The following is a 14,774-nucleotide window of genomic DNA, read 5'->3' as shown; positions in this document are numbered from 1 at the left end:
GTGATTGATAAACTATATTAAGAAGAAATAAGCCCACAATCCGACGACAAAGGTAGCAATGATATTAAGAATGACACCCGTACGGATCATTTCGCTCTGTTTAATCAATCCCGTACCAAAGACAATCGCATTTGGCGGTGTCGCAACGGGTAGCATAAAGGCACAAGATGCACCAATACCGATGACTAATACCAACACTTCGTGTGGTAAACCCATCTGCTCTGCAATGGCAGCAAATACGGGAACCAGCAGTGCGGCAGAAGCGGTATTAGAAGCAAACTCCGTTAAGAAAATAATAAATGCTGATACCGCAATCATCACCACGATAAGCGGTGCAGAAGACAACGCATTAGCGACCGTCTCCCCCAATACCAAAGAGGCACCTGACACTTTCAGAATCGTCGACAGGGCAATACCACCGCCGAACAGCATGAGTACGCCCCAATCCGTATTATCAGACACTTGTTTCCACGATACCAAGCCTAAGCTGACCACAGCGGCAGCAGCTGATAAGGCAATAACCGCGTCAGTATCTGTAATATCAAGCGCGGCGCCGATCTTTTTGGAGAAAATCCAGCTCAATGCGGTGACAATAAAGACGATAATCGTCACTACGCGAGGTTTATTCCATACAATAGGTTCATCTTCAACCAGTACAATTTTACGATTCAGGTTGGGCTTCAAAAACACATACATTGCACCTAACAATAGCGGCAATAATACCAGCATCATCGGCACACCAAACTTCATCCAGTCCACAAAAGCAATATTGAGCGCTTTTGCAGCGATAGCATTTGGCGGCGAACCAACGATCGTACCTAAACCACCAAGCTTGCTGAGTAAGCGATACCTAATAGTACAAATACAAAAGTGCCTCGGTCTTTTTCACGGTCAACTTGCGTTAAAATACCCAGCGCTAATGGCAACATCATCGCCGCCGTCGCAGTATTCGATATCCACATCGACAAAAATGCGGTCACGCCAAATATCAAAAATACCGCTGTGCTTAATTTGCCACCTGACATCGATAAAATCTTCAGGGCAATTTTTTTATCCAATTGCTGCACATGCAAGGCTGCCGCTAAAGCAAAACCACCAAAAAACAAATAAATGGTCGGATTGGCAAAGCTTTGTAAGCCTATTTCAGCATCGAATTCTGGTATACCCACTAGGGCACCAACCACGACTACCAATAGTGCCGTAATCGTGACGTGCAACGCTTCCGTTAGCCACAATACGCCGATGAAGAACAATAAGGCAAGACCCTTATTGGCATTGATATCGAATGGCAATACATTATAAATAATCATACTGATAACCGCCGCAATAGCGACCACTATCAACCCTTTACCAGTACCCTTTGGAAAGGTATCGGTAAATAAATACTCATTGCCATCATCAGGAAGATGGCTATCTAATTTTTGCTCTGACATAAAATGTCCTTATTTTCCCAAAGACAGTGTAAAAAGACGCTAAAATAAAAACGCATGTTAGCGATTGACGGTAGTTCAACCAGCAACCGCAAAAAATACGCCGTTATCATAACAGATATATAACAAAAATCTGATACAACAAAGCCTTTATAAAAAAGCCCCTATAAAATTTGCAATAAATATGGTTATTTCATAGGTAAAGAATTACTTTAATGCGTTTTAGGAAATGTACCTTAAAACGGTACTTTATAGAGATGACATTTATCTCATGAGTTTTTTATTTTTGAACCGAACTCTAAGAGGGAGTGAGAGCAACTGATAACCAAGTAATTGCTTTTCATTAAACAGCAAGCCTTGTGATATGCGGTTACACATCGTCACTAAACAAGCGTACACTTAGTATGTACAAGCGTATGGTGCTATCTCATACTAAATAAGTCAAAATAAATTTCTAATACCAGTAATAGCTTAACAACTATTTTTTATTAGTATTTATATCGAAAAATGAATAACAATAAATAGGAGCACTTTATGACAGATGCAAATAGAACAGATTCAACCACTAAAATGGCACCGAGAGATATCAATCAAGACGGTTTGGCTAAAAAAGATCAGCAGCGTACCGATGACTCTGCACTCGATATGATGCAGGGCATGCATGAACATGAAGACCATGAAGATGAGAAGTAAGCGAACATTTTAGATTATCCCAAGCTACAATATAAAAAAACCAGAACATGAAAGGTGCTTATTGTTATGACAAGCGCCTTTTATGTTTTGGCTCTCTTTTTTCTGGCAGGCGATCTGAGACGTAGTTATATATAAATGCTGCCGTCAAGACGATAGCAATGGGTACAAATAGCGCTTCATAACCAACCTTGGCGAATAAAAATGCTCCAACGGCGCTGCCACCGCAAAAGCAATACCAAATAATGGCTTGGAACCCTAATGTCGGTTTGCTGATCGATCGACCCGCCAACCAGTTGCCAATCGCTGCGCCCATATCTGATGTCAAACCTGTCAAATGGGTGGTACGAATAACCGCGCCACTATAAGTCGCTACCATGCATTCTGTAATCCGCATGCCATTGCCGCTGCCAACTGTCCTAAATAATCATGCTGCTGATACAACCAGTAGCTGGCCATTAGCAGTGCCGCCTCGATATATAGCGCACTACCATAGCGCCTACCTAACTTTAATGATGTCTGCCCAATCACATAACCGCTCAGTATCGCACCTGCCAAAAAAGACAATAGCAGCGCACCGATATACAAGATACTACGCACATCCAAGTAAGCAATAGCCGCTGCAAATAAGCTTACGTTGCCAGTGACATGAGAAACCGATAGATTGGTAAACCCCATTAACGCAGCAGTGTTAACACAGCCAGCACTGAATGCCAATACTGCCCCGCCCCACAATATCCACTTTGGTAATTTGGTTATCATATTCGCCGCCTAATGGCTTATCACCAAAAAGCATCTATTATAACCAAAAAAGGCAACCGATTGGCTGCCTTCCTGATGTATAAAACCCTACAACCGACTATTGAAAAGCATTATTTCGGCTCATCAAGCATCATTAATTGCTCACTGATAGCAACGGTATTAAAACCTGCGTCAACAAACATAATCTCGCCGGTAATACCAGATGCCCAAGGTGATAGCAAGAAAAGCGCCGCATTACCAACTTCGGTTTGTGTGATATTACGTTGTAGCGGCGCGATTTTTTCGCTGATATCGAGCATTTTACGGAATGATTTGATACCACTGGCGGCAAGTGTGCGAATAGGACCTGCTGAGATCGCATTGACACGAATGCCTTCACCGCCCATCGAAGTAGCCAAATAGCGAACACTGGCTTCAAGGCTGGCCTTTGCCATACCCATGACGTTGTAGTTTGGCAATACCGAGATACTACCTTCATATGTCAATGTCAGCATCGAACCGTGACGCATGGCCAATAAAGCACGAGCTTCTTTGGCTAATGCCACAAAACTATAGCTTGAGATATCATGGGCAATTTGACTGCCTTCACGGGTCGTCGCCTTAACAAAATCGCCATCAAGCTGATCCATCGGTGCAAAGCCAATCGCATGTACCACACCATCGATTCCATCACCCAATGGGCAGTGACTTGCTCAAAGCAGGCAGCGATAGACTCATCAGACGCCACATCACACTCAAGTACCAAATCTGCTTCGAATTTCTCCGCTGCCATATCGACACGCTTTTTGATCTTATCATTAGGATAAGTGAGAATTAATGAGGCACCTTCACGGTGCAGTGCCTCAGCGATAGCCCAAGCGATAGACAGTTTGCTCGCAATGCCTGTCACGACAAATCGTTGTCCTTGTAGTAGCATAATATTTCCTTTTGGGTCGATCAAAATTATTTAATCATATTAGGTTATTTAGAGTGATTAGATACGATGAATATCACAGCGTAAAAAGCATAAATTATAAAATAAGTCATTATACACGAATTAATTTAAGTAAACAGTCGTAAACTGTATTCCCTTATAATGTCTTCTAATATCGATTAAACGCCCAACTGCTCGCCACAGCAGTATGAAGTTAAGTAGATTTCAAGTATAATCACAGCCCTTCCCAGCTTGCACAATTTTTATAAAAATCCTTTACAACAGTTATTTGTAACTGTTCGTAATTAGGGATTTAGCGTTAAGCTACACCCACATTTTGGATGGCTGCCAAACTTATGAGTAACACCCCAACAATAGCATCAAATTACCAAGAAAGCGTTGAGTCTTATCGTCAACTGATTCTCTCAACTGGCGAGGACTTACAGCGTCCCGGTCTTGAAGAAACGCCGATGCGTGCCGCGAAAGCTTTTGCACATTTAACCCAAGGTTATCATCAAAGCTTGGATGAATCGTCAACGACGCCTGTTTCCATCGAGCAATCGCGAGCTGGTATTGGTACAGAATATTGAATTTTATTCATTGTGCGAACATCATATGCTGCCTTTTCATGGTATCGCTCATGTAGGCTATTTACCCAATGGTCAAGTACTGGCTTATCAAAATTTGCCCGTATCGTCGACATGTTCGCCCGCCGCTTGCAAGTTCAAGAAAATTTAAGCGAACAAGTGGCACAAACTATCATGGATGTCACTGGCTGTCGCGGTGTAGCAGTAGTGATGGATGCAGCACATATGTGTATGATGATGCGCGGCGTAAATAAGCAGCAATCCACCACACGTACAACATCGATGTTGGGTGAATTTGTCCATGACAATCAAGCGCGCAATGAGTTTTTGAGTGCGATCCCTAGACGTCAGCCTGCATTCTAACGCTTCAAATAACCATAGATAATAAAAAAGGATACTTAAGTATCCTTTTTTAATGCGTACCTTTCAATATAGCTATCATTAATAATTAGCAATCAATCCTTGATTACAATATAACGAGGCTTAACTAACCTAGCTTACTTCAGCAATCCAATTGCCATAACCTTCTGCTTCCATCTGTGCCAGTGGAATAAAACGCATTGCCGCTGAATTCATACAGTAGCGTTTACCCGTCGGTGCCGGACCATCGTCAAATACATGACCGACGTGTGAGTCTGCATAGCGACTACGAATCTCGGTACGGGTGCCGAATATACCTCGGTCTTCCCTCTCAACGACCATATCCGTGCTCAATGGACGGGTAAAGCTTGGCCAGCCAGTGCCAGATTTGTATTGATCACGAGAGGAATATAGTGGCTCCCCCGATATCACATCGACATACAGCCAGGCGCTTTATTATCCCAATATTCATTATCAAAAGCGCGTTCGGTGCCGTCTTTTTGAGTGACTTTATATTGAATGTCACTGAGTGACTGCTTTAGCTCATCCTGTGCAGGCTTCACAAAGGTATCTGGATTGAATCCTGTACTAGCTTTAGTAGCAGACGCATTGTTTGATGTTGCCTGTACGCTATCTGCCGCCGTAGGTTTAAACTGGCTAAAATCCAGCTCGTAGTCTTTACCATAGACATTTTCGATAAACTGATAGCGCCCAGAATTAAAGGTATAAGCCTTATAGCGGATTGGGTTTTTCTTATAATAATCTTGATGATACTCTTCAGCAGAGTAAAACTTGCTAGCAGCAACAATTTCAATCACAACTGGTTTGCTATAGATACCAGAGTCTTGCAGTGATTGCTTAGCAGCTTCTGCTATCTGCTTTTCTTGTGCATTATTATAAAAAATAGCGGGACGATACTGAGTACCACGATCTACAAACTGACCTTTGTCATCGGTAGGATCCCCAATTCGCCATAATGCTTGAACGATACCATTATAGGTGATTTTCGTCGGGTCATAATAGACTTGGGCCGCTTCAGTATGCCCTGTGCCGCCTGCTGATACAGTGCTATAAGTTGGATTGGTCGATTGACCGCCGGTATAGCCAGAGACCACTTCTACAACGCCAGGTATTTTTTCATAACCCGCTTCCACGCACCAAAAACAACCGCCAGCACCGTAGCAACTGCGAGATTTGGATCCGTTGGCGCATAAGGATTATCGATGGCAGTATTTTTCACAGCGGGCGTATTTTCGGTGGCAGCACAGCCAACGAAAACCATACTGATGCTGCTACAGCCATCGTAATAGCACCCGTCTTTAATTTATGATTCATCGATACCTCCTAAAAGTAATATAATATAACTATGATAACTCTTTGACCTCACTAAACTATGATAACTCTTTGACCTCACTAAACTATACCTATATTGTTATAAAAATTTAACAGTAATTAGATATTATTTAATATAATTAAACAGTATAATCCTAAATTATACACAATTTCTTAATAAGATAAGTTTGCTACAAAGTATGATTATTAAAAAAAGAGCACATTACGGACAGCGTAGTGTGCTCTTTTATATTATATCAATATAGCTTAGTTATTCTTTTATTTTGCAGCAGAACGCTCATCACTGGCTTGCTGAATCTTGGTTAAAATAGCCTTGATTTCAGACGCTGATAGATACGTTGGTACGGCATAGGTATCACTGACTTCTTTTGCAGCGGCTTTGGCAATTTTATCAAAATCACTGCTTTGCATGCCTTTCACCGTTGGATCGATATTCAAGGTGGCAATCAGTTCACGTACTTGCGCGATGAGGTCGTCGCAATCTCAGCATCACTCTTGCTAGCTTGTCCCGATTTTACCATACCTGTTTTTCTAGCCAACTCTGCCAGTCTTTTTTTACTTCCTTGACAATTGACATCAAGCACATACGGCAGCACGATGGCATTGGCACGACCGTGAGGAATACTATAGTGCGCGCCTAACTGGTGAGCGATAGCATGCACATAACCAAGACCCGCTTTATTAAAGGCGATACCGCCGTAATGAGCGGCAATACCCATTGCTTCTCTGGCTTTAAGATTGCCGCCGTCTTTATAGACCAGCGGTAGGTTTTGCATCACAGATTTGACCGCAGAAGCCGCATAATAATCGGTCTCGACGCTCGCATTAGCACTCATCCAAGCTTCTAACGCATGGGTCAATACATCAATACCCGTATCTGCTGTGATATGAGCAGGCATGCCTTTCATAATAACAGGGTCAATAGCCGCTGCTAATGGCACCATTCTTGGTCAATAGACAGCGCTTTTTGATGCGTTTTATCGTCTGATACTACTGCACCAAGGGTTGCTTCTGAACCTGTGCCAGCCGTGGTAGGAATACAATAAAGCGGCATCGAAGGCTTTCTGGCTTTAAGAATGCCGATAAGCTGTTGCGGCTTGCAGCTATTGCCTTGTGACATCGCAATCATCTTAGCCGCATCAATGACCGAACCACCACCGATGGCAATAATCGAATCGCACTTAGCATCGATAGATTTTCGCAGTCCCTCTTCGACAACGTTAAAAGTAGGGTCTGGGGTAATGCCGTCATAAACGGTATAGCTGATATTTTTGCTATCTAGATAATCAGTCACTTTGGCTGGAATGCCAAGCTTATTAAGCACGGCATCAGTAACGATAAATACATTGGTGCTGCCTTCGTTGATAGCCATATCACATAGCTCTTCACAAGAGCTCTCACCGACAAATAGCATTGGTCTTCTAATTGGAACAACATAAGCGAACGCTTTTAAGACTTTAGCGCGTGTTTTAGCAACGGCTAAATAACCAACTTGCTGCAATCCATTGGTATTTACTAACTTGTTATTTACTAATTTAACAATACTATTTTGTTTTTTCATGAGTAAAAATCCTTTTTAATGATGGTAATAATAGCGATGACAATCCTTTAAAGCAGCAATTTAAACTGCTCTTTAACTAAAAATTAAACAAATTTAAGCATCTAACTAAAGTGAACGTCTGTTTAACTTATTGTATCACTGCTATTTTTAGGATATCGCAATTAGTATGAACTGCCATGTTCTGCTTATTTGGCTCTATCTGCTTAACTCTTTTTGGCTAAGCTAAATCATACTCGCCTGCAGCAACTGCTGCGCATAGGGATGCTGTGGGCTATTAAAAACATCTTCAGTACGTCCAGACTCAATACATATGCCATCTTTAAGCACCATAATTTGCTGACATAAGGCGCGCACCACTTTTAAGTCATGACTAATAAACACATAACTGATTTGCAATTTTTCCTGAATTTCACGCAGCAAGCTAACTACAGTGACCTGCGTGGTACTATCAAGCGCGGACGTCGGCTCATCCAATATCAATAGACTCGGCTGCATAATGAGTGCGCGAGCAAGTGCTACCCGTTGACGTTGACCACCTGATAGCTCATGCGGATAGCGATGCGAAAACTCAGCTGGCAGATGCACGGTAGTAAGGCTATCCATCACCGCCTGCTGCCGTGCTGCCTTATCAACGCCTTGTACGAGCAATCCTTCTTCAATGATTTGCATCACCGTCATACGTGGATTGATACTGGCAAAGGGGTCTTGAAATACCATTTGAATTTGCGAGCGAAACTGACGTAGCTCACCCTTGGACAATACTGAAATATCTTGTCCATTGACCATTATTTCGCCACCCACACGCGCTTGATTGCTAAGCAATTGACTTAATGCAAGCGCTATCGTGGTTTTGCCAGAGCCGGACTCACCTACAATGCCTAACGCCCACCCTTTCTGTAGCGTCATATCGACATTTTTTACCGCATCAAACCAGCGCTTAGTACCACCAAACAGACTTTTTTCAATGGGAAACTGTACTTGTAAATTGCTGACTTGCAATACAGTTGATTGCTGAATTTTATCATCATTAGAGAAGTTCAGTGCTTGGCCAAAGTCTTGTTTGATTAGCGAGCGGGTATATTCGGCTTTAGGCTGGTTAAACACCGCTGCGGTTTGCCCTTGCTCAATCGTTTTACCTTGGCGCATGACGATGACGTCATCACTGTAGCGCCTGACCAGATTGAGGTCATGGCTAATAAGCACCATCGCCATATTATGCTGACGCTTAAGATCATCTAATAGAGCAAGAATCTCATGTTGCAGAGTCACATCAAGCGCGGTAGTCGGCTCATCAGCGATTAAAATATCTGGCTGCTGTGCTAATGCCATGGCAATCATGACCCGTTGACGTTGACCACCTGATAGCTCGTGCGGATAGCGGTTCAACTTATCAATCGGATTGGTAATATTGACATCATTTAGTAAATCGATTGTTTGGCTTTGCCATTGTTTCTTGAGCACACCAACTAGACGTAGTGATTCAGCAATTTGTTTGGCAACTGTATGTAGTGGATTGAGCGCCGTCATCGGTTCTTGAAACACCATGCCGATGCGCTGCCCACGAATAGAGCGCAGCGCAGCGTTACGTGCCTTAGCACTAACATTGGCATTGGCTATCGGTAGCACCGTCAACCCTGCTAGCTTCACCTCACCGCTAACAGTCAAACTGTCTGGCAATAAGCCTAATAGCGCGAGACTTGCAATGGATTTTCCAGAGCCTGATTCACCTACGATAGCAAGGGTTCGTCCTTGCCGCAGCGCATAAGACAGATTATCAACTAACGTTACGCCAGTATTGGTAACAATGCTCAGCTTATCCACGGTCAGCATCAGCTTATTTTGGTTATTGCTATGACTATCATGTAAATGGGCATTTTGCTCAGTAGCAATCGTCATATTAGTAGTTGTCAAACTATCAGTAATCACATCATCAGTTGTCATATCAGGAGCGCCTCGGATCAAACGCATCACGTAGCGCTTCGCCAACGAATATTAGCAGTGATAAAATAAAGGTCAAACTAAAAAAACCAGATAGCGCAAGCCATGGTGCATCGAGGTTATTTTTACCTTGTACCATCAGCTCGCCGAGCGACGGTGATCCAGGCGGCAAGCCATAACCTAAGAAATCTAATGCTGTTAAAGCGATAATATTAGCTGTCAATATAAATGGTAGCTGTGACAAACTTGACGCTAGGGCATTGGGCAAAATATGTCTAAGCATAATTTGACTGTCCGAAACGCCAAGATTACGCGCGGCACGTACATAGTCAAAGTTACGCGCGCGCAAAAACTCTGCCCGTACCAAACCAACCAGTCCCATCCAACCAAATAATAACATCATTGCAAATAGCATGAAGATACTAGGGCTGAATAAGCTGACCAAAATAATAATCATAAACAGCTGCGGCATACCGCCCCATACTTCCATGAAGCGCTGCCCTGCCAAATCTATCCAACCACCGTAATAACCTTGTATTGCACCGACGATAATACCAATCACTGCCCCAGCAAGTGTCAATGCTAAGCCGAACAATAATGACACCCGCATGCCATAAAGTATCCGTGCCAACACGTCGCGACCCAAGTCATCAGTACCAAGCCAGTTCTGGCTGTTGGGCGCTGCTGGATATGGAATACCCAGCTCAACGTTTGGTGTCTGATCGGCAAATGGAATCGGCGGCATAATGTAAAAACCCTGCTCATTAATCAGCGTTTGCACCGCAGGGTCTTTATAATTGGCTTCAGTCTCAAACACCCCACCAAAAGCCGTTTCAGGATAGCCTTTAGGACAGGAAAGTAATAATCGCCTTGATACTTCACTAGTAGCGGCTTGTCATTGGCAATCACATTGGCTGCCATACAAATGACGAATATCAGCGCAAAAATGAATAATGATACGACGCCTAGACGATTACGGCGAAAGCGGTTTAGGCGTGCCTGCCAGATAGGATTTAGGCGACGTTTTTTTGGCATAGAGATAGGAGATGCAGATGAAGGCGTTGAAGGTAATGGATAACTTGACATTAGCGCCCCTCAAAATCAATACGAGGATCAATTAAGTGATAACTCAAATCACTGATTAACTGTAATAATAGCCCGACCAAGGTAAAGATAAATAGTGTACCGAATATTACGGGATAATCGCGCTGCTGAATGGCTTCGAAACCTAAGAGACCCAAACCATCAAGCTTAAAGATAATCTCGATTAAGAAGTTTCCGGCAAAGAAAATGCCAACGATAGCCGCTGGAATACCTGCAATAATAATCAGCATGGCATTACGAAACACATGTCCGTATAGCACTTGACGCTCAGCCAAACCTTTAGCACGAGCAGTAAGCACATATTGCTTGCCGAGCTCTTCCAAAAAGCTAAACTTGGTCAAATAAGTCAAGCCAGCGAAACCACCAACCGTACTTGCTAGCAGTGGTAGCGCCAAATGCCAAAAGTAATCTTTGATTTTGCCCAGCGTGCTTAATTGATCGAAGTTCTCAGAGGTCAAGCCTTGCAGTGGAAAGATATTCCAGTAGCTACCACCGGCAAAAAACACCAGTAATATAACGGCAAATACGAAAACGGGTATTGCATGCCCGATAGCCAGTAGCATGGCAGTAACTTTATCAATCCCCGAGCCATGATGCATGGCTTTATAGATACCTAGTGGAATCGCTATCATATAAATCAGCAACGTGCTCCAGAGCCCAAGCGAGATAGAAACGGGTAATTTCTCGATAATCAAATCCGTTACCGACTGTCCTTTAAAAAAAGACTCACCAAAATCTAGCTGAGCGTAATTCTTTAACATGAGCCAAAAGCGCTCAGGTGCCGATTTATCAAACCCGTATTGGGCATTAATCGCTGCAACCATTTCCTCAGATAAGCCACGCGTACCTTGATAGGTACTGTTATTTCCCGCACTACCTGCGCCAATATTACCGCCAAGTGCATTGTCTTTTGCACCTTGCTCAATAAGCGCCAGTTGCTGCTCGACAGGACCACCAGGCGCTGCTTGTACAATCACAAAGTTCGCCAACAATATCAAAAAAAGCGTCGGTAATATCAGCAGTAACCTTTTTAAGATATAACGACCCATAACGGTGGCTTCCTAAGATAATAAATATGACGACAGAAAGAATACGCAGCTAATAACTATCAAAACGTCAGTCGAAGCGCCCGTTATGGTTTAAAAGTTATTTTTAAGCTCACGTAGCGCAGCAAATACAGCCAAAGATTTATCATCATCGATGGTTGCTTTAGACTTCACCCCTGCTATCACACTCGGCTCTTGCGTCCGTAAAAACACATTGACTGCGCGCTCATGTTCTAGAGAGACTGGCAACGTCGGAATACCTTGGGTGGTTTTTTCTTCTGCTTGAACCAGAGTTTGCTGCATTGCTTCATTAGTAGGTTCAATAGATAGTCCAAAGCGCAGATTATTGGCAGTGTATTCATGCGCAGGATATAGTAGCGTCTCAGCTGGCAAACCATTTAAACGCTTAAAGCTGTTGTGTAATTGCTCAATCGTCCCCGTAAATACCCGTCCGCATCCAGCACTAAATAAAGTATCGCCACAAAAGCAATGTTTAAGCCCGTCAATATCCAAAATATAAGCCACGTGGCTAGCAGTATGACCGGACACATCCCATACTTGTGCTGCACAGCCCCACGCACTGACGGTACTGCCATCTTTGATGGTTTGATCTTCATCGACATTATGCTCAGTATGCGCAACCAGATGCGTCATCGGATAAGACTCTTGCAGTTCTGCGACACCGCCGATATGGTCATGATGATGATGAGTCGTCCAGATAGACGTCAGCTCTAATTTATTTTCTTCCAAATAACTCATGACAGGCTCAGCTTGACCAGGATCAATAACGATCGCCTGTTTATTATTTTCATTAATCAATGTCCAAATATAATTGTCATTAAACGCTTTGATTGGGTGAATGCGGATAGTCATATTAAATCCTTACCAGTAGTTATCTTTATTGCTGATGTCTTTTATGGTTTTTTTTAAACCAAATAAAATTTTAAGATGCAGCGTTATTTCCTTTATTGTTCTAAATTATTGCTTCAAGTATTGGTTAACACGTGCTTCTGCTTCTTTGTCCGTCCACCAGTAGTCAATACCGATGGCATTAGAGGGCAGTTTTTCAGTATGACGATATTGATCCCAATAGGCGACATTGGTCGCTGATTTTCCGTATAAGGGCACTAAATAATGACCAGCACGTAGTAGGCGATCGAGCACCTGAGCATATAAAACAATCTCATCACGATTCTTGGCTTTGCCTAACTGATCTATTACTGTGTCAATCGCCGTATTTTTAATACCAATAGTGTTTCTGTTGCCCACTTGGTCAGCGGCTGAGCTACCCCAAAAGCCAACTTGTTCCGCACCAGGGGATAAACTCTGAGCAAATACATCGACCACCATATCATAATCGAAACGGCGTACCCGCTCATAATATTGTGGTCCGTCGACTTGACGTAACGTCGCATCAAATCCCAAGCGCTTTAGATTTCGAATATATGGCAGCAGCACCCGACCATGGTTTCGCCTGTCATCAATATCTCAATCTGAGCAAGTTGTCCATTGGGCTGATATAGTTTCATATCGTTATAATAAAACCCAGCATCTAGCAACAGCTGCCGCGCTTCTAACAGTCCTTTACGGTTAAAGCCGCTACCGTCACTGGTCGGCAATTGCCACTCCATTAATACGGCTTGACGTTGCAGTGGTTCAAGCTTCGGTAATAAAGGCGTAAGCACCTGCATCTCTTCAGCAGACGGCATCCCTGTTGCGGCAAGCTCGGAGCCATGAAAGAAACTTTGCAAGCGTTCATACTGCCCATGAAACAAGGTCTTATTCATCCACTCAAAGTCGTAAGCCTTGCTCAGTGCTTGGCGAACGCGAATATCTTGAAAGATGGGACGTCGCATATTCATGACCAAACCCTGCATTGGCACGGGATTTTCGCTACTGATGGTTTCTTTACGAATCAAACCTGCCTTGACGGCGGGAAAATTGTAACCTGTTGCCCAATTAGAGGCTTTATTCTCCGGACGAAAACGATATTGACCAGACTTAAAACCTTCAAAGGCAATCTCTTCGCTTTGATAATAAACAAACTTAATCATATCAAAGTTATAACGACCGCGATTGACCATCAAATCACGACCCAATAATTGGGATCACGTACATAGCTGACCGAGCGCCCTGCATCGACACGTCCTAACTTATAAGTCCACTGCCCATCAATGGCGTCAACGTTATTTTTTCAAAATCCGTATCGATAGAGGACTTAGCAAAAATAGGAAACTGTCCGACGGTTAATAAAATCTCTTTATTGTCATCAGAGTTAAAGATGAATTTTACTTGTTGCTTATTAATAATTTCAATATTTTTAATATCACCCAAATAGCTGCGAATATACATCGGACCTTTATTTAACAGTGCATCATAAGTCGCTTTGACGTCACTGCTGGTGACCGGCGTGCCATCCCAAAAGCGCGCAGCAGGATTAATATGATAGATAATCCAACTGGTATCATCAGGGTCATAAGTTACTTTGGTTGCCAGCTGCGGATACATGGTAAAGGCTTCATTTAATGAGCCAGTCATCAAGGTATCATATAGATAGTCCGTACCAACCATCGCCACACCTGTGGTCATCCATTTATTAGCCGCGTTAAAAGTACCACGCGCCTCAAGTGATAATATACCACCTGTCGGTGCCTTTGGATTGGCATAAGGCATAAAGGGCACGTCAATATACTCAGTGGTACTATTATGACCAAGCGCAGTAGTAGTGATTGGCACCGCGATACTGGCAGGTATCCAGCTTACAGTCATGGCAAGTAAGACGGCTTTTAGCATGGTATTTTTTATCATAATAAAGTTATAACAAACCCTTGTGCGAGCCCAATGAATATGATGAAATTTTACTTAAGTGCTACCATATAATTAAAAAAGAGTGAGTGCCGCAGAATTTTATCATAACAAACTTAGGTTTTTTAACCTAATGATTTGCAGCGTTAGAGTTGCTACATGATGCATCATTTATCTTAAAAGAATACTAACGCGTATAAAAAAGACGCAACTTTTATAAGCTGC

Annotated in this window: 9 protein-coding genes and 6 pseudogenes; 2 read left to right on the top strand and 13 right to left on the bottom strand. The window is 42.9% G+C overall.

Features of this window, described 5'->3' with window-relative positions:
* Positions 1–12 precede the first annotated feature (12 nt).
* Positions 13–1,433, bottom strand: a pseudogene (locus tag TT12_RS05965) (SLC13 family permease).
* A gap of 531 nt (positions 1,434–1,964) precedes the next feature.
* On the opposite strand from TT12_RS05965, the gene TT12_RS15375 reads away from it, so the two are divergent.
* Positions 1,965–2,123: a hypothetical protein gene (locus TT12_RS15375; RefSeq protein WP_201605741.1), complete on the top strand. Its 159-nt coding sequence runs from the start codon at positions 1,965–1,967 to the stop codon at positions 2,121–2,123.
* Between the two features lie 64 nt (positions 2,124–2,187).
* On the opposite strand, the pseudogene TT12_RS05960 reads toward TT12_RS15375, so the two are convergent.
* Positions 2,188–2,882: pseudogene (locus TT12_RS05960) on the bottom strand (YoaK family protein).
* A 110-nt stretch (positions 2,883–2,992) separates the two neighbouring features.
* Positions 2,993–3,798: pseudogene (locus tag TT12_RS05955) on the bottom strand (enoyl-ACP reductase FabI).
* Between the two features lie 353 nt (positions 3,799–4,151).
* On the opposite strand from TT12_RS05955, the pseudogene folE reads away from it, so the two are divergent.
* A pseudogene (folE, locus tag TT12_RS05950) lies at positions 4,152–4,745 on the top strand (GTP cyclohydrolase I FolE).
* 129 nt (positions 4,746–4,874) lie between these two features.
* Here the strand turns inward: folE and msrB are convergent.
* The 10 genes and pseudogenes from msrB to TT12_RS05915 form a co-directional block, all read right to left on the bottom strand.
* Positions 4,875–5,174 carry a peptide-methionine (R)-S-oxide reductase MsrB gene (gene msrB / locus TT12_RS15370; protein ID WP_243443426.1) on the bottom strand — a complete coding sequence of 100 codons (300 nt, stop codon included), beginning with the start codon at positions 5,172–5,174 and terminating at the stop codon, positions 4,875–4,877.
* On the bottom strand, positions 5,171–5,896 hold the full coding sequence (gene msrA, locus TT12_RS19330; RefSeq protein ID WP_243443425.1) for a peptide-methionine (S)-S-oxide reductase MsrA: 726 nt from the start codon (positions 5,894–5,896) through the stop codon (positions 5,171–5,173). Before msrA ends, msrB begins: the two co-directional genes overlap by 4 nt.
* Before the next feature lie 457 nt (positions 5,897–6,353).
* Complete coding sequence (locus tag TT12_RS16780) at positions 6,354–6,533, bottom strand: hypothetical protein (protein ID WP_243443424.1); 180 nt, start codon at positions 6,531–6,533, stop codon at positions 6,354–6,356.
* Positions 6,534–6,541: 8 nt separating this feature from the next.
* Positions 6,542–7,039 carry a dehydroquinate synthase/iron-containing alcohol dehydrogenase family protein gene (locus TT12_RS18270; protein WP_279378812.1) on the bottom strand — a complete coding sequence of 166 codons (498 nt, stop codon included), beginning with the start codon at positions 7,037–7,039 and terminating at the stop codon, positions 6,542–6,544.
* Entirely contained in the window at positions 7,027–7,656 is a 630-nt protein-coding gene (locus TT12_RS18265; protein ID WP_279378811.1) for an iron-containing alcohol dehydrogenase, read from the bottom strand. The genes TT12_RS18270 and TT12_RS18265 overlap by 13 nt, the downstream gene beginning before the upstream one ends.
* Positions 7,657–7,878: 222 nt before the next feature.
* Complete coding sequence (locus TT12_RS05935; RefSeq protein ID WP_045453068.1) at positions 7,879–9,552, bottom strand: ABC transporter ATP-binding protein; 1,674 nt, start codon at positions 9,550–9,552, stop codon at positions 7,879–7,881.
* Between the two features lie 46 nt (positions 9,553–9,598).
* A pseudogene (locus tag TT12_RS05930) lies at positions 9,599–10,629 on the bottom strand (ABC transporter permease).
* Positions 10,630–10,679: 50 nt separating this feature from the next.
* The gene (locus TT12_RS05925) at positions 10,680–11,747 is read right to left on the bottom strand and encodes a microcin C ABC transporter permease YejB (protein ID WP_045452949.1); all 1,068 of its coding nucleotides are present in this window, start codon (positions 11,745–11,747) and stop codon (positions 10,680–10,682) included.
* Positions 11,748–11,837: 90 nt separating this feature from the next.
* Positions 11,838–12,617, bottom strand: coding sequence for a hydroxyacylglutathione hydrolase (gene gloB, locus TT12_RS05920; RefSeq protein WP_045452946.1), 780 nt, complete (start codon positions 12,615–12,617; stop codon positions 11,838–11,840).
* A 105-nt stretch (positions 12,618–12,722) separates the two neighbouring features.
* A pseudogene (locus TT12_RS05915) lies at positions 12,723–14,552 on the bottom strand (extracellular solute-binding protein).
* Positions 14,553–14,774 lie beyond the last annotated feature (222 nt).

Source organism: Psychrobacter sp. JCM 18903 (genome assembly GCF_000586475.1).
GTDB lineage: Bacteria > Pseudomonadota > Gammaproteobacteria > Pseudomonadales > Moraxellaceae > Psychrobacter.
The sequence above is the reverse complement of the archived record's forward strand: the minus strand, read 5'-3'. Positions and strand labels throughout refer to the sequence as shown.

Bases quoted from the DNA above. Each gene is read 5' to 3' on its own strand.
- gloB (WP_045452946.1), bottom strand. From the start codon at position 12,617: ATGACTATCCGCATTCACCCAATCAAAGCGTTTAATGACAATTATATT.
- TT12_RS18270 (WP_279378812.1), bottom strand. From the start codon at position 7,039: ATGGTGCCATTAGCAGCGGCTATTGACCCTGTTATTATGAAAGGCATG.
- TT12_RS05925 (WP_045452949.1), bottom strand. From the start codon at position 11,747: ATGGGTCGTTATATCTTAAAAAGGTTACTGCTGATATTACCGACGCTT.
- TT12_RS18265 (WP_279378811.1), bottom strand. From the start codon at position 7,656: ATGAAAAAACAAAATAGTATTGTTAAATTAGTAAATAACAAGTTAGTA.
- TT12_RS05935 (WP_045453068.1), bottom strand. From the start codon at position 9,552: ATGACGATTGCTACTGAGCAAAATGCCCATTTACATGATAGTCATAGC.
- TT12_RS15375 (WP_201605741.1), top strand. From the start codon at position 1,965: ATGACAGATGCAAATAGAACAGATTCAACCACTAAAATGGCACCGAGA.